At 40.2% G+C, this 22220-nt stretch carries 20 protein-coding genes; 11 read left to right on the plus strand and 9 right to left on the minus strand.

What is annotated here, in order from left to right; all coding sequences use genetic code 11:
• Window positions 1-43: 43 nt before the first annotated feature.
• The gene (locus MTF66_RS26280) at window positions 44-1468 is read right to left on the minus strand and encodes a sodium-dependent transporter (RefSeq protein ID WP_248529079.1); all 1425 of its coding nucleotides are present in this window, start codon (window positions 1466-1468) and stop codon (window positions 44-46) included.
• 188 nt (window positions 1469-1656) lie between these two features.
• On the opposite strand from MTF66_RS26280, the gene MTF66_RS26285 reads away from it, so the two are divergent.
• The 5 genes from MTF66_RS26285 (at window position 1657) to MTF66_RS26305 (ending at window position 4790) form a co-directional block, all read left to right on the plus strand.
• Complete coding sequence (locus MTF66_RS26285; protein ID WP_248529081.1) at window positions 1657-1959, plus strand: YciI family protein; 303 nt, start codon at window positions 1657-1659, stop codon at window positions 1957-1959.
• A gap of 161 nt (window positions 1960-2120) precedes the next feature.
• Window positions 2121-2381, plus strand: coding sequence for a PepSY domain-containing protein (locus MTF66_RS26290; protein ID WP_010390245.1), 261 nt, complete (start codon window positions 2121-2123; stop codon window positions 2379-2381).
• 3 nt (window positions 2382-2384) lie between these two features.
• Window positions 2385-3059 carry a response regulator transcription factor gene (locus MTF66_RS26295; protein WP_010390247.1) on the plus strand — a complete coding sequence of 225 codons (675 nt, stop codon included), beginning with the start codon at window positions 2385-2387 and terminating at the stop codon, window positions 3057-3059.
• Window positions 3053-4390: an ATP-binding protein gene (locus MTF66_RS26300; RefSeq protein ID WP_248529083.1), complete on the plus strand. Its 1338-nt coding sequence runs from the start codon at window positions 3053-3055 to the stop codon at window positions 4388-4390. Before MTF66_RS26295 ends, MTF66_RS26300 begins: the two co-directional genes overlap by 7 nt.
• A 52-nt stretch (window positions 4391-4442) precedes the next feature.
• The gene (locus tag MTF66_RS26305; protein WP_248529085.1) at window positions 4443-4790 is read left to right on the plus strand and encodes a hypothetical protein; all 348 of its coding nucleotides are present in this window, start codon (window positions 4443-4445) and stop codon (window positions 4788-4790) included.
• 110 nt (window positions 4791-4900) lie between these two features.
• Here MTF66_RS26305 and MTF66_RS26310 read toward each other — a convergent pair whose 3' ends face one another.
• The gene (locus tag MTF66_RS26310; protein WP_248529086.1) at window positions 4901-5251 is read right to left on the minus strand and encodes a VOC family protein; all 351 of its coding nucleotides are present in this window, start codon (window positions 5249-5251) and stop codon (window positions 4901-4903) included.
• A gap of 310 nt (window positions 5252-5561) precedes the next feature.
• On the opposite strand from MTF66_RS26310, the gene MTF66_RS26315 reads away from it, so the two are divergent.
• Window positions 5562-6644 carry an FAD-dependent oxidoreductase gene (locus MTF66_RS26315; RefSeq protein ID WP_248529089.1) on the plus strand — a complete coding sequence of 361 codons (1083 nt, stop codon included), beginning with the start codon at window positions 5562-5564 and terminating at the stop codon, window positions 6642-6644.
• Window positions 6645-6686: 42 nt separating this feature from the next.
• Here MTF66_RS26315 and MTF66_RS26320 read toward each other — a convergent pair whose 3' ends face one another.
• On the minus strand, window positions 6687-7730 hold the full coding sequence (locus MTF66_RS26320) for an AI-2E family transporter (protein WP_010390257.1): 1044 nt from the start codon (window positions 7728-7730) through the stop codon (window positions 6687-6689).
• 433 nt (window positions 7731-8163) lie between these two features.
• On the opposite strand from MTF66_RS26320, the gene MTF66_RS26325 reads away from it, so the two are divergent.
• Window positions 8164-9054 carry a TIGR01777 family oxidoreductase gene (locus tag MTF66_RS26325; RefSeq protein ID WP_248529091.1) on the plus strand — a complete coding sequence of 297 codons (891 nt, stop codon included), beginning with the start codon at window positions 8164-8166 and terminating at the stop codon, window positions 9052-9054.
• A gap of 135 nt (window positions 9055-9189) precedes the next feature.
• The gene (locus MTF66_RS26330) at window positions 9190-10368 is read left to right on the plus strand and encodes a GGDEF domain-containing protein (RefSeq protein WP_248529093.1); all 1179 of its coding nucleotides are present in this window, start codon (window positions 9190-9192) and stop codon (window positions 10366-10368) included.
• A gap of 61 nt (window positions 10369-10429) precedes the next feature.
• On the opposite strand, the gene MTF66_RS26335 is transcribed toward MTF66_RS26330, so the two are convergent.
• Both MTF66_RS26335 and MTF66_RS26340 read right to left on the minus strand, forming a co-directional pair.
• Window positions 10430-11089 (minus strand): DUF2987 domain-containing protein, encoded by a 660-nt coding sequence (locus tag MTF66_RS26335; protein ID WP_010390261.1) that lies wholly within the window; start codon window positions 11087-11089, stop codon window positions 10430-10432.
• Entirely contained in the window at window positions 11082-11891 is an 810-nt protein-coding gene (locus tag MTF66_RS26340; protein WP_138595052.1) for a glucosaminidase domain-containing protein, read from the minus strand. The genes MTF66_RS26335 and MTF66_RS26340 overlap by 8 nt, the downstream gene beginning before the upstream one ends.
• 181 nt (window positions 11892-12072) lie before the next feature.
• On the opposite strand from MTF66_RS26340, the gene MTF66_RS26345 reads away from it, so the two are divergent.
• A complete protein-coding gene (locus MTF66_RS26345) occupies window positions 12073-13365 on the plus strand; it encodes an anti-phage deoxyguanosine triphosphatase (protein ID WP_010390265.1) in 1293 nt (430 codons plus the stop codon).
• Between the two features lie 86 nt (window positions 13366-13451).
• Here MTF66_RS26345 and MTF66_RS26350 read toward each other — a convergent pair whose 3' ends face one another.
• Window positions 13452-15608, minus strand: coding sequence for a prolyl oligopeptidase family protein (locus tag MTF66_RS26350; RefSeq protein ID WP_248529095.1), 2157 nt, complete (start codon window positions 15606-15608; stop codon window positions 13452-13454).
• 152 nt (window positions 15609-15760) lie between these two features.
• Between MTF66_RS26350 and MTF66_RS26355 the strand changes: the two genes are divergently transcribed.
• Complete coding sequence (locus tag MTF66_RS26355; protein ID WP_054201058.1) at window positions 15761-16072, plus strand: DUF962 domain-containing protein; 312 nt, start codon at window positions 15761-15763, stop codon at window positions 16070-16072.
• Between the two features lie 191 nt (window positions 16073-16263).
• Entirely contained in the window at window positions 16264-18819 is a 2556-nt protein-coding gene (locus MTF66_RS26360) for a TonB-dependent siderophore receptor (protein ID WP_248529097.1), read from the plus strand.
• Between the two features lie 62 nt (window positions 18820-18881).
• Here MTF66_RS26360 and MTF66_RS26365 read toward each other — a convergent pair whose 3' ends face one another.
• The 3 genes from MTF66_RS26365 to MTF66_RS26375 form a co-directional block, all read right to left on the minus strand.
• Window positions 18882-19883 (minus strand): branched-chain amino acid aminotransferase, encoded by a 1002-nt coding sequence (locus MTF66_RS26365; RefSeq protein WP_304644689.1) that lies wholly within the window; start codon window positions 19881-19883, stop codon window positions 18882-18884.
• A 225-nt stretch (window positions 19884-20108) separates the two neighbouring features.
• Window positions 20109-21161 carry an acyl-CoA desaturase gene (locus tag MTF66_RS26370; protein WP_248529099.1) on the minus strand — a complete coding sequence of 351 codons (1053 nt, stop codon included), beginning with the start codon at window positions 21159-21161 and terminating at the stop codon, window positions 20109-20111.
• Window positions 21158-22201 carry a flavin reductase family protein gene (locus tag MTF66_RS26375; protein ID WP_248529102.1) on the minus strand — a complete coding sequence of 348 codons (1044 nt, stop codon included), beginning with the start codon at window positions 22199-22201 and terminating at the stop codon, window positions 21158-21160. The genes MTF66_RS26370 and MTF66_RS26375 overlap by 4 nt, the downstream gene beginning before the upstream one ends.
• Between the last annotated feature and the right edge of the window lie 19 nt (window positions 22202-22220).

The following is a 22220-nucleotide window of genomic DNA, read 5'->3' on the forward strand; positions in this document are numbered from 1 at the left end:
AAAAAAGCCGCGACAGGCGCGGCTTATTTAGATTTAGTTTAAATTAAAAACCAAAAATACTGATATCAAAAAACTTCGTTGCAACGGTATTTACAAAAATGATTAATAATATCGCTGGAATAAAGGTTTGCAGTGAAAAGTTAACGTACTTTTCCATAAAGCTATTAGCATAATTAGGAGAGCCTTGTCTTAGCTCTTCGCTTAAGCGAACTTTTTTCCATTTATACATTACAAACAAACACACCATTAAACCATTTAAAGGCAATATTGTGTCGTAAAATACGTCATAAACAACATCAAAAAAGCTCTTATTACCACTACCGTAGCTAGTAAAAGTAGTTAGGCTGTCAATCATACCAAACGACATAATACACAAAATAGTTAATATACCGGTTGATAAAGTGAGTATGCCCAGCGCTTTTTTACGGCTAATGCCTTTACGATCGCTTAGTGTTGCTGTTGGTACTTCAACAATAGATACCAGTGATGTGATAGCAGCAAAAAATACCAATAAGAAGAAAATAAATGCCACGGCTGATGCGCCAAAATAGCCAATATCATTTTGTAACGCTAATAAAATTTTTGGAAGGTAGACAAAAATCATTGAAACTGACGAGTCAGATAACTTAGCCGGATCGGTATTTGGGTCAAAGCTAAAAATAGCCGGTAACACCATTAAGCCTGCTACAAACGCAACCAGTGAGTCGGTAATAGCGACCATTTTAGCACTGCCTACAATGTCATCTTTTTTCGAGATATAAGATGCATAGGTAATTAAAATACCCATACCTAACGACAATGAGAAAAACGCTTGGCTCAATGCGCCATTCAGCACGCTGGCATTCATTTTACTAAAATCAGGAATAATGTAGTACTTAACACCGGCCATGGCGTTATCAAGAGTGAGTACGTAACCCACCAATATAATAAGCATGACAAATAAAGCTGGCATTAAAAATTTAGCTGCTTTTTCTATGCCGTCTTTTACGCCACCGACCAAAATTATGTTAACAATAACTACTACCAGCGCCATATAACCAAACACGGTATAGCTATTTATAAACTCACCAAAGTGTCCAGGGTTTGCCAGCATATCTAAATTACCCAGCGCGGTTTGGCTCAAGTAACCAAAAATCCACACCGTGATCACCATATAAAAAACAGCAATCATAAATGGCGTCAATACCGCTAAAAAGCCAGCAAATTTCCATTTTTTGTCGTTATTAGCTAATTTTTTGTATGCACCAAGCGGGTCTTTTTGTGCATGACGACCCATGGCCATTTCAGCCATCATTACGGGTAAACAAATGAATGCGACAAACAAAGCATAGACGAGCAAAAATGCACCACCGCCATTCTTAGTCGCAGAAACTGGAAAGCCTACTAAGTTACCAATACCCACAGCAGATCCTGCCGCTGCCAATATAAATCCTAAGCGGGAGCTAAAGTGCTCTCTATTTTCACTCATGTAATAACCTTGTTATTATTTATCTTATCCAAGGGACTCTACCAGTGTTACGCAACGCTTTTCAAGCAATTACCGTGTAAAAAAACATTCTTGCTGTAAACATCGCCATAAACACTTTTAATTCACCATTTATCAACGCTATGCTAGTATGCAGTTAATTAAATTTAACAAGTTTTGAGAGTATTTATATGTTGTATATGATTTATTCAACAGACGTCCAAAATAGTTTAGAGCACCGTAAAGCGGCTCGCCCAGCTCATTTAGCACGCTTACAAACGCTAGAAGACGAAGGCAGACTATTAACCGCAGGTCCACTTCCAGCTATTGATAGTGACGAACCTCAAGATGCAGGCTTTACGGGTTCTTTAGTGATTGCTCAATTTAATTCTTTAGAAGACGCCAGAGAATGGGCGGCAGATGATCCTTATGTTGCCGGTGGCGTATATGAAAACTCTATTGTTAAACCATTTAAAAAAGTGTTCCCTGCTTAATTAAACTGTGACCACCCTGTTTAACTGCAACCAACAATTCAGGGTTTGTTCACTCATTTTTAATTAAACTTTGCTTAATAAAAACTTAAATACACAGCAAGGTATTAAAGTTTTAGTGGCTTAGTTTTTAAGCTAGGCAGGTCTGTTCTAGGAGTCCCGTAATGCGTGTATTATTAATACTCAATTTAATCGCGGTAGTGTGTTTGGCTAATTTTGCCCATGCAAACAATACCAAAAGCAAAACCGATAAAGTTGAGGTAAGTAAAAAAAAAGCAGTAATACTTGCAAAACAAACTACAGACGGTACAACGTTAAAGATCTCTGAAGAAACACTTTTTTTTACTGTACGAATTTTAAAAGCTGACGGCCACGTCGTCGATTTGAAAATAAACAAGAAAACTGGCGAAGTGAAAAAGGATTAACCAATGCGAATTTTAGTAATAGAAGATGATTTACATTTGGCAGACAATCTGCGCAATGCATTAGAAAAAGAGCGTTACAGTGTTGATTTATGTCACGACGGTGAAGCTGGCCTTTTTCACATCACTGAATACCCTTTAGATATGGCTGTAGTTGATTTAGGCCTACCTAAAATAGACGGTATTGAACTAATAAACAAAGCACGCGCCCAAGGGGTGACTATTCCTATTTTGATTTTAACCGCGCGCGATCGCTGGCAAGACAAAGTAGAAGGCTTAGATGCCGGTGCTGACGACTACCTAACTAAACCATTTCATGTTGAAGAACTGATTGCTCGTTGTAATGCGCTTATTCGTCGTAGTGCAGGTAAAGCAAATCCAGAAATGACAGCCGGCCCTATTAAAATTCATACGCGTTCACAACAAGTATGGGTAAACGACAAAGAACTGAGCTTAACTGCGTATGAGTACAAAGTACTCGAATACTTAATGGTTAACCCACAAAAAGTAATTTCAAAGTCTGAGCTTACAGAGCATATTTACGACCAAGACTTTGACCTTGATTCGAACGTCATTGAAGTGTTTGTACTACGTTTACGTAAAAAACTCGACCCAGATGGCGTGCTTAACCCAGTAGAAACACTGCGTGGGCGTGGTTACAGGCTTAAAAGCCAGTGGTAGGACCACAAGTTTCGTTAAAAATAAGGCAAGGATTTATCCTTGTCTTTGTTTTGTTAGTCGCCCTACCCATTTTGTTTTACTCCATAGGTAAAGCGTATTATGAGTCACTTGTTGATGCCACCGAAAAAAACCTCGAAGCACACCTGTATTCACTTATTTCCGAAGTTGATTTTACCGAGCGTGGCATTATTATGCCCAGCTCTATATTAACCCCCGAACTCAACAATTTAAACTCAGACACCTACGCCATGATATACCGTGACGACGTGCCTATTTGGCATTCTGAGTCGGCGGTTAACGTTAACTTTGTTCCCCAATATATAGAGCCCAAAGCAGGCGCTGCCGACTTTAGACGTGTGCTGTATAACAACACTGCTTATTGGCAATTAAGTTTAACGGTAATACTTAATAATATTGACCAATCAGAGCAAGCACGCTTTATTTTATTAAAACGTAACGATGCCCTACTGCGCTTAATGGATGGCTTTAAACAGACCCTAGTTGATTGGATGTTTATAATGGGAATTGCCATTGCAGGGTTAATGGCCATTGGTTTTATTTGGAGTGCAAGGCCACTGCAGCGTTTAGATAAAGAAATAAAAGCAATTGAATCAGGCGATATTCAAGAAATTAAAGGCTTATACCCCGTTGAACTGCAAACGATTAAAGCCGACCTAAATTTACTGTTAGAGTCGCAGCAACGTCAAAAAGAACGATACCGCGCCTCTCTTAGCGATTTAGCCCATGCACTTAAAACGCCGTTAGCTGTTTTAAAATCAAGCCCACTCGCTAACGATGCAGATGCACAAGAACAGCTCGACAGAATTAATGTGATGATCGAGCACCAATTAAAACGTGCCGCCACGGGGGCTTCCGATACATGGAAAAAACAAACCCCCATCAAGCCGGTTATCGATTCTATCTTAAGCGCAATGAATAAAGTATACCGCGATAAAGACATTATATTTAATTGCCAAGTGAGCGATAAAGATTACTTTTTAGGTGATAAAACCGATTTAATGGAGTTATTAGGCAACTTAATAGATAATGCCTGTAAAGCCTGTCGCTCCCAAGTCAGTATTAATGTTTCACAAGCTAAAACGCTCAGTATAAGCATTTGTGATGACGGCCCAGGCATTAAGCCAGATAAGCGCGAATCGTTATTACAACGCGGTACGCGCCTAGATACCTACGAAAGCGGCCACGGTGTTGGTATGGCTATTGTATCTGACTTGGTTAAGTCGTATCACGGGCTGTTAACTATATCTCAGTCGCAACGTTTAGGCGGTGCAAAATTTATTCTCGAGTTTAATTACCATGAAAAAAAGTAACTACATCTTTTGTTTTAGCTTAAGCCTTTTATTTTTATGGGCGCAGCAAAGTATGGCTGCAGCGCAAGAGTGTACATTGCAAAACAATGCCCTACCCGAGCAAATTAAAGATTACACACAATGTTTAGACGCCAAATTAAATAAAGTGCAACAGCAACAAGACAGCTGGATCCAAAAGCGTACCTTTGAACTGGCCGAATTAGAAAGTGAAACTGGTAACACCTACATTTTATCATTGTTTAAGCAAAGCCTTAACGCCAAAGACAAGTACATTCAAAAAAGTTGCCAGTGGCGTTACATGTTAAAACAGCCTAATTCACCAGAAGCTGTAGTAACTTATAAAGAGTGTGAAATAGCAATGATAGAGCAATTCATTCAGCAGCTTAAAATGGGGCTTTAACCAGCTCCTAATTAAACATTATGTGTTGAAGCTTGCTAATTTAGTGGTTAGTGTTTTGGAAGTGCAGCCTTAAAGGCTGCATTTTTGTATTTATATAGTTTGCAGTGTGACTACTGTGACCATACCGCAAATTCATTTCCATTTGGGTCGCTAAAGTGAAATCGTCTACCACCTGGAAATGAAAATGTAGGCTTAATTATTTTGCCTCCAGCTTGCTCAATTTTATTTTGAGTCGCTTCAAGGTCATTACTGTATAACACAATTAACGGGCTTCCGTTTTTAGTAGTAACAACCAAGTCAGATTTAAAGAAACCACCATCAACCCCTTGTGCGGCAAAGCTACAGTATTCTGGGCCATAATCTACAAATGACCAGCCAAAGACTTCACTAAAAAAGGTCTTAGTAGCTGCAATATTTTGTGCAGGAATTTCAATATAGTTAATTTTATTATTTTGAGTCATTTTAGTTTTTTGCCCTTATTCTTGTTTATATTATTTGCGATTTGAACTGGTAATAAATAAAGATAGCAGCAATGCTCAATAATCATAAGCAAACATCAGGTATTTGAAATAAGCGATACATAAACACTGTTGGTTGTCATTGTTAAACAGCTTATTATCTGGATTTTTATATATCTAAGTTGATTTGCTCTGTAGTTAATATACGACTTTTTAAGCGATCTCGAATTTGTTGATTAAAACATTTTGACAAAACCACGCAAAAACCACAAACTACCTACCAGTAGATTGACTTAGCTAAAGTGATTTTAAAATGCATAAACCTGTGGTTATTATTGGTGGTGGCTTAGCGGGCTTATATGCTGCTTACAACCTTAAAAAACGTGATATTCCGTTTTTATTATTAGAGGCCAAAACCAGTTTGGGCGGCAGGATTACGTCTCATTATTTACCGACTAGTAACACCATTAGCCACGATTTAGGCCCTACCTGGATATTTCCGCACCAGCCTAATATTCAAAAGTTAGTTGCTGTTTTAAACATCCCAGTGTTTGAGCAATACACCCAAGGCGATGTGCTGTATCAAGCATCACAAACCGCTCCTGCACAGCAAATTGCAGGGGCTGGCGAAATGCAGTTATTTAGAATACAAAACGGTATGGACGAGCTTATCAATGCGCTTTATCAGCAGCTTGAGCCAAAAACCGTTAAATTAGAGCACGCTGTTAGCGAAGTAAAAAAGCTCTCCGATGGCTGGCATATAAGCGCTAATTATCAAGGGAGTAGGCAGCACTATACTTGCGATCAGTTACTGTTGGCATTACCGCCTAGAATGATCAGTCAACATTTAACCCCGCATTTATGGGCCGATAATGTTTTAACACAGCGTTTAGCGTCGGTGCCTACATGGATGGCTGGCCAAGCAAAGTTTATTGCCACTTTTGAGCACGCTTTTTGGCGAGATAAAAATTTATCGGGACAATGTTTTAGCCGAGTAGGCCCATTGGTAGAAGTTCATGATGCGTCAGCAAGTGAGCATTCTCACTCTGCTTTGTTCGGCTTTATTGGCGTGCCTTACTTGCAGCGCAGTAAAGTAACCAGAGAACAATTAACTCAGGCTTGCCTTGAACAGCTCAGCTATTTTTACGGTGAACAAGCCTATACAGCGAAAAGCTGTATTATAAAGGATTGGGCTGAGGATGAATTTATTGCCAACAAAGATGACCAAATAGGTGTGTCGCAGCACCCAGAATTCAATTTTTCAGGGCTTAGCGAGCAGCTTAAACAGTTACAAGTGCATTTTGTGGGGAGTGAGTTTGCACAACAAGAAGCTGGCTATTTAGAGGGGGCTATAAACGCTGTAGATAACGCCTTAGTTAATTTAATGGATACTTAGCTTTTTAAAAGGCGTGCTATGTAGGCACGCCTTTGTAAGGTATTAGTCTTCTGATTTGATAACGGTTTCTTCACCTGTGCCAAGCATAGTGGCTAACCAACGCCCTTCGTCACTAGCTTCTAGCGCTATTTTTACAATCATGGTTAACGGCACTGATAGCAGCATACCCACAGAGCCTAATAACCAGCCCCAAAATATTAATGATAAGAACACCACTAATGTAGAAAGCCCGAGGCCTTTGCCCATATATTTTGGCTCTACAATATTACCCATAACGGTATTAATAGTTAAATAACCCGCGCCGACGAGCCCTGCCACTAATGGGCCTTGCGTAATAAGCGCTAATAAAAGTGCGGGCACAGCCGCAATGATTGAACCAATGTTAGGAATGTAATTAAGCATAAATGCCAATACGCCCCATAGTACAAAATAATCAACGTCTAATATCCACAGGTAAAAACCAGCAATTACACCGGTGGCTAAACTCACTAAGGTTTTAATGGCTAAATAAGAGTTAATAGAGTCTAAAAAGCGGTCAATTTGCTTAATTTTGCTGTCGGGATCATCCAGTGCTAAATGAATTTTTTTGCCAAGTATCGGCCCTTCAAACAGCATAAAAACAACCGTTAAAATAATTAAAAACATATTGGCCATTACGCTACCTAAACCCGTTAGCATATTGGTGGCAACATCAACCATTTTGCCAGGGTCAAACATAGACAAAATTTGTTCTTTATTAATTAAGATATTGTATTGCGAGGCCACATCAACCAACCATACAAATTCTTCTTTTAATTGTGCTTTATATTCAGGTAACTGTTTTGAAAAATCGTTAACCGACTGCCCTACTAAACCGCCTAAGCTAACCCCTAAGCCCATAATAATAAGCACCACAAGCACTACCGCTATGCCTTTTGGAATACGGTAACGAGCAAAAAAGTTAATAAGTGGGCTACAAATTATGGCTATAAATGCTGCCAAAATAAACGGAATAACAATAGCGCTAGCGGCTTTAATACCCGCTAGCACAATGACCAAAGCGGCAAAAATTATTAAGCTTTTATTTACCCCAGTTAAACTTGCCAATACTCTTATCCTATTACTGTTATTTGGCTTTAGTGTAAGGCAAAAGCTAATAGAATGAAATGTTTAAGGGTCTGTTGGCCTTTCAAGATTAGATTTGCAGCCGTCTTTTTGGTATTAAAGCAAGGCAGAGCCTATGTGGTGTGGTTGTTCCCCATAAATAGGCGATAACGCAGCATTAATGCCAAACAGGCGCTGCCCTTCGGGTTCTGCCTAGGGGCAATTAACTCTTTGTTGCTCGGTTTTGACTTAGCCCACTAGGTTACAAACCTCGCGCCGCGATTAAATCGCCCCTAGTTTGAACAAATATTAATCCGCAAAGACCAACAGACCCTAGGTGATCATAAAAATTATTGGTACGTATAAATTTGCAAATCGTTGAGCTGGAGAGTATAAATTTTAAACATCCTGCTTTATTTATAATTTTGGAGTTGCAATGCATATATTTTTTACTGGCGCCACAGGCTTAATTGGTAGGCACCTTTGCCCTTTCTTGTTGCACCACCACGATGTTACTGTACTGAGCAGAAACCCAACCAAAGCAAAAGTATTGTTAGGGCACCAGATAAATGCAGTTGATAGCCTTGAAGATGTTGATTTTAATACCGTTGACGTTGTTATTAACTTAGCCGGTGAGCCTATTGTAAATAAACGTTGGAGCGACAAACAAAAAACAGTCATTCGCGATAGCCGAATCATTGTTACGCAAGCGATTAGTGATGCTATTAAGCAGTGCCATACCCCACCACATACCTTTATATCTGGCAGTGCAATTGGTTATTATGGTCGACAAGGCGACACTCTGGTTGATGAAAACAATACAGAACCTCATGATGAATTTAGCCACCAACTGTGCAAAGATTGGGAGCAAGCAGCTTTAAAGGCTGAGTCTGACGAAACTCGAGTGTGCTTATTACGTACCGGTATTGTATTGGCTAAAAAAGGCGGCGCGCTTGGTAAAATGTTACCAGCATTTAAGCTTTGCGTAGGTGGTCCAATTGGCAATGGTGAGCAAGGTATGTCGTGGATCCATATAGATGACATGGTTCAGCTCATTTTATTTTTAATTCGCAATAAAGAAATATCAGGAGCTGTTAATGCCACAGCTCCTGAGCCCCTAAGCAATAAGCAGTTTAGCCAATCACTCGCAAAAGCATTGTCACGCCCTGCGTTTATGCCTATGCCTGCTGGGGTGCTTAATATATTAATGGGTGAAATGGCCGACTTACTTACTACCGGCCAGTATGTGGTACCAAAAAAAGCATTAGACCATAACTATCGTTTTCACTTTACTAAAATTGACGCTGCATTAGAAAGTTTAGTCTAGCTACTGACCTTAACGGATTAAGTTTGTAGTAGGGGGTAAAAGTTAATACTTTTTACCCTCTTGCTATTTTTGTGTTACTACCTAATACTTATAGCTGTATAAACGCCTTCAATTAGCTAAAAGAGCCCCTTAAACATGCTTCATTTACCTACATTAATTAGCCTCTGTTTTATTCTTAACTTGTTTATTGCTGTGTTCTTTTTTTCTGTTTATAGATACAAAAAACAACCTTGCTATTTATTTTTTGCTACCGCCTGTTGCTCGTTTATTACCGCAATAGCACTAATTGGTTTAAGAGATTTTATTGAGTTTCCATTATTAACCCACTTTTTTGCTTACGTTTTTATTATTTTAAGTCCATTACTCGTTATTTTAGGGTTAATACCACAAAGCCAAGCACCCGCGATAAAATTAACACCTTTATACTATGCTTGTGCCATGTGCTGTACGCTTTTACTTGGAGTGTACCTTATAGATGCAGGGCAAATTATTACCAGCATTATTACTGCTGTATTATTTAGTTACGCTGCGTATTTAATGATTAAAACTCCAAGTGTTGCAGTAGTCCAACAACGCTTACTCGTTGCCTGTTTTACAATCCACAGTGTGGTGATGCTGTTGCAAGTTGTACTCCTTGTTTTGCTCTACTCAAGCCAAATCAGTCAAGCAAGCTTAGCTTTTGGATTACAGCTGTTATTGGTAACGCATTTATTTTTAACTACCGCTACTGCGCTAATTTTACCGTTTATTAAGTTTGCAAATGCTGAGTCTAGACTGATCAATCTAGCGAATCACGACCCGTTAACGCAACTTTTAAACAGGCGTGGATTTTTCCGTTTATGTAAAAAAATAACTAAAACCGCGCCTCTTAACAGCAGAGTGTCGTTGATCATGCTCGATATAGACCTATTTAAACAAGTGAACGACCAATACGGTCATGAAACCGGGGATGAAGCGATAAAGTGGATTGCACAACATATTAACGAATTGTTTTTTGAGCTTGGAGTTACTGCTCGGATTGGTGGAGAAGAGTTTGCTATTTTTCTTAATCAACAGAACTTAGCGCAAGCTAGGCTGTTAGCTCAAAAGCTTTGCAGTAGTATTAATGAATACCCGTTTTATTTTAATGGTAATAGCATTGCACTGTCTGTAAGTGCTGGAATAAGTAGCATGTTAGTGCGCGAGCTAAATATGCAAGCACTGTTGTTACAAGCCGACAAACGCCTTTATCTTGCCAAAGAAACAGGCCGAAATAAAGTGGTCACCCATGATGAAAAAAGCTTATTAACCAAAGCTCCCACTGCCATCATTTAATTTAGCCATAAAAAAACGGCATCATAGTTGATGCCGCTTGATACGTTTACAAATTATATAATTACTTACTTATCCAAGGCGTTACTTTAACAACCTCGTTAATATCAGCTAATACGGTTGTATTTTCTTCCCAGCTATCGGTTACTTCAAAATAACACACTGACTTTTCGCACGTTATGCGCTCATCATCAAATTGCTTAGGAGTTTTAAAGGTAACAACCACGCCTTTTTGTTCAGGTAATAAAAACCACATTAGTTTGCTAACAAAAAAGCCAGATAGGTCTGTTAATAGCTCTTCAAGCTCATTATTAATAACCAATAACGATTGCTTTGATAACGCCAGTCCATCTAGTTCCTTAGCTTCTATTTGTAGCTTTAACTGACAGTCGTGAACCGGGTTTTTTGGCTGAACTACAATCACCGCTTTGTCGGTATCTAGCTGTTTATCGAACGGTAATAACAATTGCGCTTTGTCGGTATAATTAAGCGGGTACTCATTTTTTTCAGTTAAAATAGTACCGTTTTTAATACTACAAACTTCGTTAGTACCAATATCGCTAATATAAAAGTTTACGCGGGCGTACTGAAAGTCCCCTTTGTTTACCACTTTTAAACGGTCGTAAAAACCGTCATACGACATCACAAATTCTTTAGCAACGGCACTACTAGCTGCTACTGCTAAAAAGCTGGCTGTAACTAATTTTAATAACGGCTTATTCATTAAAGTACGCTCGGTTTTGATTAATCATGGTATTAAGCTCTTCAATGTACGCTTCACCACGTTCAGAGTAAGACATTAAACCATACGTTAATTTAGTCGCTAAAATTGGTTTTTGTTGTGCGCGTAAGTCTTCGCGGATAGTACGTAGCTCTTTGTAAGCATTGTGGGTATTAATATTTTTAAAATAAGAGCTTACTGCTGCACGTACCGATTTGAATGCAGCCACTTCATGCTCGGCTTCACTATTACGTCTTCTTGGTACCATGCCACAGCCTTTTTTGTAGCACCATTGGCCAAAAAAGTTTAAGCCGATTCGTGCAAAACGTGAAGTGCCCCATGCAGACTCATTGGCTGCCTGCATTAAGGCCATCTCTTTAGGAATGATGTCTACTCGGCGCAGTGCTTGGCTTAAGGTGATGGTATCTAACGTTTCAGGTAATCCGTACGACTTAAGTATTTTTTTTATGTCGCCCGCTTGTTTTTTACTAAGCGGTTCACTGTGCTCTATCATCATGCGTGCAATTTCAAGGTTTGCACGTTGTTGTAAAATCTTTTTGTTTTCGGCTTCTACATGAGGCTTAATAAAGTTAAAAAACGCATGTTTTTTCTCTTTCACATCAGTGAATTCTGAGAACTTTGGCAACTTAACGTTGTGCAATGGTTTTTCTTTTTTCTTCTCTTTTTTTGTGTCGTTAGAGCTGGTTTGCTCGTCTGATACTAGTTCATCAGCATCAATAAACGGAAGGGTCAACGCCCAAATAACAACGGCGGCTAACAACAACTGAAAAATAGTTTTTAACATGTATTATCTCAATTTAACTCTAAGTTATGTATGGTGTAGTCACATACATACGAAACATCATTATACCTAAGCCACTTTATAAACGCGAATACTGAACAACCGAATAAAATTCATACACCTATTACTTACAATTTATAATATACTAAGTGCTAAAGCCGAAGACGAATTGATAGGTTGAGACATGGATAAACAGTGGCAAAATAGAATAATTGAACAATATAAGCACCGCCCTAACGATAACCGCTCTCCTTGGCAAATCGACCGCTCACGAATCATTCATGCTGCTGCATTTAGGCGCCTTCAAGCTAAAACCCAAATAATGGGTATTGGCTTAAACGACTTTTACCGTACACGCCTTACCCATTCATTAGAAGTCTCGCAAATAGGCACCGGCATATTACGCCATTTAAAGGTCCAACATCCAAGCTTTGAACATTTTCCATCTACTGGATTGCTCGAAACCTTATGTTTAGCCCACGATATAGGCCATCCACCGTTTGGGCATGGTGGCGAAATTGCACTTAACTATATGATGCGTGATCATGGTGGTTTTGAGGGTAACGCACAAACACTGCGCATTGTGGCAAAGCTAGAGCCCTATAGTAACGGCTACGGCATGAACTTAACTAGACGCACCTTGTTAGGATTTATTAAGTATCCAGCTTTTATTGATAACCTTTGGCATAACATCCCACAAGAAAATAAACAGCGTGCGTTTATAAAAGCCGATGACTGGCGACCAGCCAAAGGTATTTACAATGACGATGCCGCGATATTTAATTGGATTATTGAGCCTCTTAGCGCAAGTGATAAAGCGTTATTATCTAGCCAAGAACACGCAGATGCTTATCGCGCTAAAACCCTTTATAAATCACTCGACAGTGCCATTATGGAACTGGCTGATGACATTGCTTATGCCGTTCACGACCTTGAAGATGCCATAGCGACGGATGTGCTCAGTTTAGACGATTGGCTAACCCATGCATTGCCGCATTTACAAGCACTTGACTATGACTGGTTAAACACTTTGCTGGAGTCACTCTCCAAGCGGTTATTTTCAAAGTATGAACATGAGCGAAAAGACGCCATAGGCGAACTGGTGAATACCTTTATTATTCATATTCATTTAGATACCCAAAACGATGAATTTGAGTGCCCTATTTTAAAGCACACCGCAAAATTAGATCAGCAATACGAAAATGTGCTACAGATCCTCAAACACTTTGTATTTCAGCGTTTAATACGCGACCCACAAATGCAGCAAATAGAATTTAAAGGGCAAAACCTACTCATAGAATTATTTACTGCGTTTGCCAGCGATCCGCTGCGCTTATTACCCGAAACCACGCAGGCACTGTACCTTGAAGCTGAAAAACACAATCAAGGTATGCGTATTATTTGTGACTATTTAAGCGGTATGAGCGACGAATACGCTTATAAAACCTATCAACGGTTGTTCTCCCCCATACAATAAGTTAGCTAATCTGAACTCAGGTTAGTCAACATAAAAAAGCCGAGTCACTTACGTAACTCGGCTTTTCGTTAGTTTATAAAATCACACTACAGTGATTTAATGCCCATGTTGTAAAGCGTAAAACCGTACATATCGGCATAAAGGTCAATAATTTTACTGGTTGGTGTACCGGCACCATGGCCTGCATTGGTTTCAATACGAATAAGTGTAGGATTTGTACCCGCTTGATTCGCTTGAAGCTCAGCTGCAAATTTAAATGAATGCGACGGTACAACGCGGTCATCATGATCGCCTGTAGTGATCATAGTCGCCGGATATTCAACCCCTGCTTTTACATTATGAATTGGCGAGTAGCCTTTTAAATAATCAAACATTTCTTTACTTTGGTCGCTAGTACCGTAATCGTATGCCCAACCAGCGCCAGCTGTAAATGTATGATAACGAAGCATATCCAATACGCCTACCGCAGGTAACGCAACTTGAAACAAGTCAGGTCGCTGGGTCATTACAGCACCCACTAATAACCCACCGTTTGAACCACCACGCAGTGCTAAGCGCTTTTTAGAGGTGTATTTTTTATCTTGTAAGTATTCAGCTGCAGCAATAAAGTCGTCAAATACGTTTTGCTTTTGCAATTGTGTACCTGCTTTATGCCACTCTTTACCGTATTCACCACCACCACGAATATTAGCAACTGCGTATACGCCGCCTTGCTCAAGCCAAGCCGCTGTTGTAGAGCTAAAGCGAGGTGTTAAGCTTATATTAAAGCCACCATAGCCATATAAAATAGTTGGGTTGCTGCCATCTAATTTAATATCACTTTTATAAGTGATAATCATCGGTACTTTAGTGCCATCTTTAGAGGTATAAAATACTTGTTCAGAGGTATAGTTATCGCTATTAAAATCTATCCCTGACTTACGGTATACTTTTGACTCACCGCTTTGCACGTCAAAGCTGTAAGTTGTACCTGGCGTTTTGTAGTTAGTAAACGAGTAATAAAGCGTAGTTTGCTCTTTTTTACCGCCAAAGCCACTCGCCGTACCGACGCCTGGTAAACTAATTTCGCGGATCAATTCGCCTTGTTTGTTGTACTGTTTCACTTTTGAAATAGCATCAACCATGTAGTTCGCAAAAAACGTATTACCGCCAAGGGTTACATTAAGTACGTTTTCAGTTTCTGGGATAAAATCTTGCCAGTTTTCAGGCTGTGGATTGCTTGCATCAACCGTCACTACTTTTTTATTTGGTGCATTTAAGTTAGTAACCAAAAATAGCTTGCTGCCTTCGTTGTCAATTACGCTGGTATCAGAGTCGGTATTACCCACTACAGTCACAAATTCGCTATCTGGCTTGGTTAAATCTTTAATAAATAACTTATTACCAGAGGTTGATACGCTGGCACTAATAAACAAGAAACGACCATCTTTGGTTGCTCTAGCGCCCACATAGCGGTGCTTTTGTTCTGCTGTATCGCCAAATACTAAAGTATCTTCGCCTTGATCTTGACCTAACTTATGGTAATACACTTTATGTTGATCAGTTTTTGCAGAAAGCTCACTGCCCTCTGGCTTATCGTAGCTTGAATAGTAAAAACCGTCATTTGCTAGCCAGCTAACGCCACTAAATTTAACATCAACTAGTGCTTGTTCTACCTGCTCTTTGGTTTCAGTGTCTATAACAATGATTTTACGCCAATCACTACCACCTTCTGAAATTTGGTACGCTAACAATGAACCATCTTCTGAAAATGATAAACCCGACATTGAAGTGGTGCCATCTTCACTAAAAGTATTAGGATCTAAGAACACTTCAGCTTCACCGCCGTCTTTGCTGCGGTATAAAACGTACTGGTTTTGCAGGCCATCATTTTTATAAAAATAAGTGTAATCACCTTCAGTAAACGGCGCGCTGATTTTTTCGTAGTTCATGAGTTTTTCAAGGCGCTGTTTGAGTGTGTCTCTGTAAGGCACTTGCTCTAAATACGAAAAGGTAAGCTTGTTTTGAGTTTTAACCCATTGAGCCGTTTCATCACTCATATCATCTTCTAACCAGCGATACGGATCAGCCACGGTTTCACCAAAGTAAGTGTCAACCACAGTGCCTTTTTTAGTTTCAGGGTAATCTATTGAGTTAACTGCTTTCATAGCTGTTTTTACTTCATTTTGAGTAGTGTTTTCTGCAGGTTGTGAACAACCTGCAAGTGCGATTACAACCGCACAGGTCAGTGTTTTTTTAAGCATTGCTTTACCATTATTTTTTTATAGTCAGCCTAAGTTATTAACTTTCTGTTTGTTTGTCTATCAACTTGCGGTAAACGTCATTTATCGCTGTTAACCTGCGCTAAATTGCGCTTAAATAAATGAATAACTTTTAAACACTAACAGGTTGAGTAATGACAGAAACTGAATCTTTTACCAGCTTTAAACGCTTTTACCCTTACTATCTAAAAGAGCATCGTAATAAAACTTGTCGCAGGCTGCATTTTATTGGCAGTAGTTTAGTGTTGCTTTTGACCGGCTATGCGCTTATTAGCTCACAATTCGTATTGTTATGGTTATTACCGGTGATTGGTTATGGCTTTGCATGGGTTGGGCATTTCTTTTTTGAAAAAAACCGCCCCGCCACATTTAAGCACCCGTTATACAGTTTATGGGGTGATTGGGTCATGTTTAAAGATATACTGATTGGCAAAATTAAATGGTAAATGGCTACTTACGCTTCGGTATCACAAACACCTCATCTTACTCGCTGTAAATAAAATGTAGATTGAATGTAATTCAATTGACCTCGATTGTAGAAATGGTCTACCTTGACAACAGTAATTTCAATTAGTTCATTAATTTAAAAAGATTAAATTGAAACCACCTGTAGAGCATCGAATGAGGGAAATTAGTTATGCAACTTACACCGCTATTTACAGCAAAAAAAACCATCACTTTAAGTATCGCCGCTGCACTTGTTGGCTCATGGACGGTTAATGCCGCTGAGCAAGAGACTCAGGCGCAAGAAAACATTGAACAAATTAGTGTTATTGGCTCTCGCCGACTAGGCCGCACAGTTGAAGATAGCCCAGTGCCTATTGATATTATCAGTAATGATGCCTTAAAAAGTTCAGGGCAAACAGAAACCAATGCATTATTAAGTACGTTATTACCAAGTTTTAATTTCCCCCAACCATCAATTACCGATGGCAGCGACCACGTACGCCCAGCTCAACTGCGTGGCTTAGCCCCTGATCACACCTTGGTACTCGTAAATGGTAAACGTCGCCACAGTAACGCGCTACTAAATTTAAACGGCTCAACGGGTCGTGGCTCGTCATCAGTTGATTTAAACGCTATTCCTGCAAACGCGATTGAACGCATTGAAGTATTACGCGACGGTGCCGCAGCTCAATATGGCTCAGACGCTATTGCCGGGGTGATTAATATCGTCCTTAAAAGCAATAGCAGTGGCGGTAGTTTGGGTGCCGTATATGGTGCAAATATTACCGATATGGACGGTGTAGCGCAGTTACAATCGGTCTCTGAGGACGCCAATGGTGATTTAGCTTTTACTGAGGGCAGCGACCGCTCGCTTACCGACGGCCAAACCTTAACCCTGCAAGGTAATATGGGGTTTGAATTGGGCGATAATGGCTTTTTGAGTATTTCTAGTGAATATCGCGATCGCAGCTCAACCAACCGCTCTGATTACGACCAACGCGAAAACTATGCTCGTTTACCTGATGGCTCTCTCGACCCACGCGAATTCACATGGGATCGTTACAACCATAACTTTGGTAACGGCACTGTTGAAGACTTTGCGTTGTTTTACAACGCAGGTTATCAGCTAAATAACGATGCTGAGCTTTATTCTTTTGGCTCATACAGTAAACGTGAAGGTGAAGGCGGTGGCTTTTATCGTCGCGCCCAAGACAGCCGTAACGTTACAGAAATTTACCCTGATGGCTTTTTGCCGGTGATCACCTCAGACATTGATGACTTTTCACTGGCTTTAGGTGTGAAAGGCTTTGCTAATGAATGGAACTACGATGCCTCTGCGGTATATGGCCAAGATGCCTTTAACTTTGGTGTTATTAATAGCTTAAACACTTCATATGGGCCAAGTAGCCAAACTAGTTTTGATGCAGGCACGCTAACTTACGATCAGCTGACTATTAATCTTGATTTTAGCCGTGAGATTGATGCTGACTTTTTAGCCAGCGGAATTAACGTGGCAGTGGGCGCTGAGTATCGCCGCGAAGGCTATGAAATTCAAGCAGGTGAAGAAGCCTCTTATGCGCGTGGTAATTTTGGCCCAGGTGGTGCCGTGACCGATCCGGTTAATGGCCCATTCGGCTCTGCAGGTTCACAAGTGTTCCCGGGGTTCACACCTGAATCTGCGGGTGACAACAGCCGCCACAATGTTAGCCTTTACGTTGACTTAGAAGCCTTTATTACAGATAACTGGAATGTTGCCGTAGCCGCGCGTTACGAAGACTACTCTGATTTTGGCGACACGCTTAATGGTAAAATTGCCACCCGCTATACACTTACAGAAGACTTAGCACTACGCGGCTCTGTATCAACCGGCTTTAGAGCGCCCTCTTTACAACAGCAATACTTTACCTCGGTAGCGACTGTATTTGTAGATGGCGAACCTACACAAACAGGTACCTTTGCGCCAAGCAGCGATGTTGCCGTTGCATTGGGTTCACCAGGTTTAGACGCAGAAGAAGCTACTAACTACGGGGTAGGCTTTACGTGGTCAACCGACTTCAACTTCAGCTTATCGGTGGATTACTACCAAATATTAATTGATGACCGTATTGTGTTATCAAATAACTTATCGGGCGCAGGCGTTGCAAGCTTACTTGAGGGCACCGGCGCTAACCAAGGTCGATTTTTCTTAAACGCGATTGATAGCAAAACCCGTGGCGTTGACGTCGTCGCTTCTTATAATTTAATCACCGACAACTACGGTGATGTAGCTTTTAACTTAGGTTACAACTACGGTAAAAACCAAGTCACCGATATTATTGACCCACCAGCACAATTACAAAATGTTGGGGTTGAGCAAGATAATTTGTTCTCGGGTAACGAGCTACGTCGTTTTGAAGTGAGCACACCGCGCAATAAATACAACCTTAGCGCAACATGGACACTTAACGAATGGCGCACCACACTTCGCAGCACTCGCTACGGTGAAACACAAGACCCATCTGAAAACCCAGAGCGTAACGAAGTGTTAGAACCTAAATGGATCACCGATTTAGATGTGGCGTATGCACTTAATAATAACCTTACTCTGAGCTTAGGCGCTAATAATGTGTTTGATGTATACCCAGATCCAACTCGAGAGCTGGTGAGCGATGTAACCACTTTCTCTCGCTTGTTCTCGTACTCGGGCTTTTCACCATTTGGTTTTAATGGCCGTTATGTATACGGCAAAATTGAAATGAAGTTTTAAGCTGTAGCTTAAACCAAAAAGCCACACTAAATAGTGTGGCTTTTTAATAGATTAGAACCCGATTAGATTTTAGTTAACCAACCGTGTTTATCTTCGCTCTTACCCCATTGAATGTCGTTCAATGCTTGACGTAAGCGTGCCGTTGTTGGCCCTGGTTCACCGTTACCTACTTTGTATTCTTTATCGTTATGGATAAACGTACCTACTGGAGTCAATACTGCCGCAGTGCCTGAAAGTGCTGCCTCAGTACCTGGTTTTGCTGCACGCTCTAAAAGCTCAGTGACAGTAAAGTTGCGCTCGCTAACCGTCATACCTAAATCTTTAGCTATGGTTAAAATGCTATTACGGGTTACACCGTGTAAAAATGTGCTGTCGAGTGCTTTTGTAATGATTTCATTGCCATCAATTAAAATAAAGTTTGCGGCACCGGTTTCTTGTACATCCCCGCCTGGGCAAAATAAAATTTGGTCGGCTTTATATTTAGTGCGTGCTGCTGAAATTGGGCCAAGTGCGCTGGCATAGTTACCACCGCTTTTGATCATACCCATGTGTGGGGCACAGCGCATACCATCTTCTTCAAGTAAAACACGTAACGCAGTTGCACCACCTGAAAAATAATCACCCACTGGCGATAATAACGTGTAAAGCAACGAACTCATTGACGGTGCCGCCGCTTTACCAATGGCAGCTTCTGTACCAATGTGGGTTGGGCGAATATACATAGAACCAGGAGGAAGCGGCGTTTCATCGGCGTATTCACGAACAATATCGATGATCATTGTTTTTAGCATCTCGCCATCAACAGCAGGTAAACTCAACAATTCAGAACTTTGCTGCATGCGGGCAATATTAGCGTCCATTCTAAAAATATTAACCGAGCCATCTTCGTGACGAAAGGCTTTTAACCCTTCAAAACATGTACTTGAATAATGAAGAACGTGCGCACCTGCATGCAACTCAAGCTTATCGCAAGGAACAATTGAGCTTTCGCCCCACTGATTGTCAGAAAACTTAGCTTGAATCATCTGCGGCATAAACACAGTACCAAATGCTGCCATTTTTATTCTCTCTTGTGTGGTCTATTTTTCTCCATTGTATGACAACCAGCTACTATTTAACCATAGCAAAACGAGCTGTTTTTAAATTAATTAGAAGAATTTTTTGCATGTGCTGATGATTATTTAATCAACAAAGCACTTACCAACCTTTTAATGCAATAATCAGCTAACATTTTATAGTTAGCTGATTAATTAATGCGAACATTATGATGGCGGCTATTTTATTAGTCTCTATTTAAACGAATAACGCAATATACGCTTTAATACTGAGGTGTATTGCTGAAAAAATCCGCCAGTATTATAAGCAATGCCCTGCTTTTGTAATGCGGCTTGCACTTTAGGCGCAATTTCTTGATAACGGGACGATGGCATATCAGGAAATAAATGATGCTCTATTTGAAAGCTTAAATGCCCAGTTAAAATATGAAACCAACGCGCCCCTTTAATGTTTGACGAACCCAGCGCTTGGCGATAATACCACTGCCCTTGGCTTTCGTTTTTGCAGTCTTGCTCATAAAAGGTATGGGTTTGCTCGGTAAAATGACCACAAAAAATAATGGTTGAGGTCCATAGGTTACGAATTAAGTTTGCCAAAAAATTACCGCTTAATACCCATAAAAACAGTGGTCCCGCCAAAACTGGAAATAACACATAGTCTTTAATTAGTTGGCGCGCCCCTTTACTAAAAAAGCGCTTTTTTAAAGTGCCATGCGCCACAGCACCTTCACGGTTTGGTTTCTTTTTACCTATAAAGACTCGCTCGCCTGCGAGCTCGTGATACGACACGCCCCACTGAAACAGCACGCTCAGATTTAAATAGGTAATAAACTGCCATGTATTTTTTAGCCGCCATTTAAAGTCATTGCTCAATCTTAATAAGCCATAACCAAAGTCACGATCTTTTCCGATAATGTTGGTGTAAGTATGGTGTTCAAAGTTATGAACGCGGTTCCAGCTTTGGCCGTCGCAGGCTATATCCCACTCGTAAGTTTTAGAGTTTAGCTGTTTGTCGTTCATCCAATCGTATTGACCATGCATTACATTATGGCCAATTTCCATGTTGTCGAGAATTTTAGCCAAACCAAGTAATAAAACACCCGCTACCCACAATAATGGCTGTACAAAACCAAGCATCAATAAAATCCGTCCGCCTATTTCGCAAAACCGCTGCTTACGCACAATAGAACGAATATAGTTTGCATCCTTTTGCCCAACTGTAGCTAATGTCGACATTTTAATTTCATCTAAATCATCAGCTAACTGTTGATAATTTATAGTTGTCATAGCTGTAACTCCAAATCGCTAACGGCTTGGCTCACACACAGTTGAATTAACTGCTCGCCAGTATCTGATAATTGATTAGTTTTTAAATTACGCACCACTCCCGATTTTTTAATGCACTGGCATTGATGGCAAATACCAATGCCGCAACCACGCTGCACAGGGAGTTTTTTTGCTTCAAACTGGTTTAATAGCACCTCATTACTAGTCACTACATGCGTGTCTTTATTTATTATTACTGAAAAATGATTGTCGTCAGTCAATTTAGGCATGGATAGAGCAAACGATTCTTGGTAATAGGTTAAATTAAGTAGACGAGTAAAATCTGCAACTTCTTGCATAAAGCCAGCAGGACCACAGCAATATATATCAGGATTATCGTCCGTATTTATATGAGTAGTTAAATATGGGCTTCGATCCCGTGTAAGCAGTACGTAAGAAAAATGATTATATTGCTGTGTCAGCATTTTTAACTCATTAGTGCATTGATGCTCACCTGCTTTAGCAAAGTAAATTAATTTTATCTGATGCTCAGTATTACCTAGCTGCTGATCAAGCATAGCAAGCATAGGCGTAATTCCCGAACCACCAGCAATAAACGTGCTGGGTTTGTGCCAGCTTTTAAATACAAAGTCGCCACTTGGTGGAGAAATATTACACCATGGCTGCACCGCTAATGTATTTTGCAATTGGCTTGTAAAATGACCTTGCTGATCTGTTTTTACTAATAAACGAAGTAAACCTGTCGCCTTATATTGTGCGGGGCTGCATGCCAAAGTAAACACTCGAGTAAGCAAACGTCCATTAGCTTCCACCGTTAAGCTAATGTGTTGACCAGCAATATGTATAGGCCACTTTTTACTTGGTTTAAGTGAAATACTTAAAAATCGCCCGCTTAGCGCTTGGACATCAACAACCTTGGCTCGAAAAAGGTTAGCGCGCCACGCAGGTTTAAACTTTTGCATTATTGGCTCAATATAAGCTGCAAAGCTTTGATGGTGTAAAAACCATTTTGAAAATTGGTCTAATACCGGAGTTAACATGGTTATAAATTCTCTATTT

The sequence above is a fragment of the Pseudoalteromonas sp. 2CM39R genome, assembly GCF_023161845.1.

Bases quoted from the DNA above. Each gene is read 5' to 3' on its own strand.
- MTF66_RS26290 (WP_010390245.1), top strand. From the start codon at position 2,121: ATGCGTGTATTATTAATACTCAATTTAATCGCGGTAGTGTGTTTGGCT.
- MTF66_RS26315 (WP_248529089.1), top strand. From the start codon at position 5,562: ATGCATAAACCTGTGGTTATTATTGGTGGTGGCTTAGCGGGCTTATAT.
- MTF66_RS26360 (WP_248529097.1), top strand. From the start codon at position 16,264: ATGCAACTTACACCGCTATTTACAGCAAAAAAAACCATCACTTTAAGT.
- MTF66_RS26355 (WP_054201058.1), top strand. From the start codon at position 15,761: ATGACAGAAACTGAATCTTTTACCAGCTTTAAACGCTTTTACCCTTAC.
- MTF66_RS26325 (WP_248529091.1), top strand. From the start codon at position 8,164: ATGCATATATTTTTTACTGGCGCCACAGGCTTAATTGGTAGGCACCTT.
- MTF66_RS26345 (WP_010390265.1), top strand. From the start codon at position 12,073: ATGGATAAACAGTGGCAAAATAGAATAATTGAACAATATAAGCACCGC.
- MTF66_RS26350 (WP_248529095.1), bottom strand. From the start codon at position 15,608: ATGCTTAAAAAAACACTGACCTGTGCGGTTGTAATCGCACTTGCAGGT.
- MTF66_RS26310 (WP_248529086.1), bottom strand. From the start codon at position 5,251: ATGACTCAAAATAATAAAATTAACTATATTGAAATTCCTGCACAAAAT.
- MTF66_RS26335 (WP_010390261.1), bottom strand. From the start codon at position 11,089: ATGAATAAGCCGTTATTAAAATTAGTTACAGCCAGCTTTTTAGCAGTA.
- MTF66_RS26330 (WP_248529093.1), top strand. From the start codon at position 9,190: ATGCTTCATTTACCTACATTAATTAGCCTCTGTTTTATTCTTAACTTG.
- MTF66_RS26280 (WP_248529079.1), bottom strand. From the start codon at position 1,468: ATGAGTGAAAATAGAGAGCACTTTAGCTCCCGCTTAGGATTTATATTG.
- MTF66_RS26285 (WP_248529081.1), top strand. From the start codon at position 1,657: ATGTTGTATATGATTTATTCAACAGACGTCCAAAATAGTTTAGAGCAC.
- MTF66_RS26370 (WP_248529099.1), bottom strand. From the start codon at position 21,161: ATGACAACTATAAATTATCAACAGTTAGCTGATGATTTAGATGAAATT.
- MTF66_RS26340 (WP_138595052.1), bottom strand. From the start codon at position 11,891: ATGTTAAAAACTATTTTTCAGTTGTTGTTAGCCGCCGTTGTTATTTGG.
- MTF66_RS26375 (WP_248529102.1), bottom strand. From the start codon at position 22,201: ATGTTAACTCCGGTATTAGACCAATTTTCAAAATGGTTTTTACACCAT.
- MTF66_RS26305 (WP_248529085.1), top strand. From the start codon at position 4,443: ATGGCTGCAGCGCAAGAGTGTACATTGCAAAACAATGCCCTACCCGAG.
- MTF66_RS26295 (WP_010390247.1), top strand. From the start codon at position 2,385: ATGCGAATTTTAGTAATAGAAGATGATTTACATTTGGCAGACAATCTG.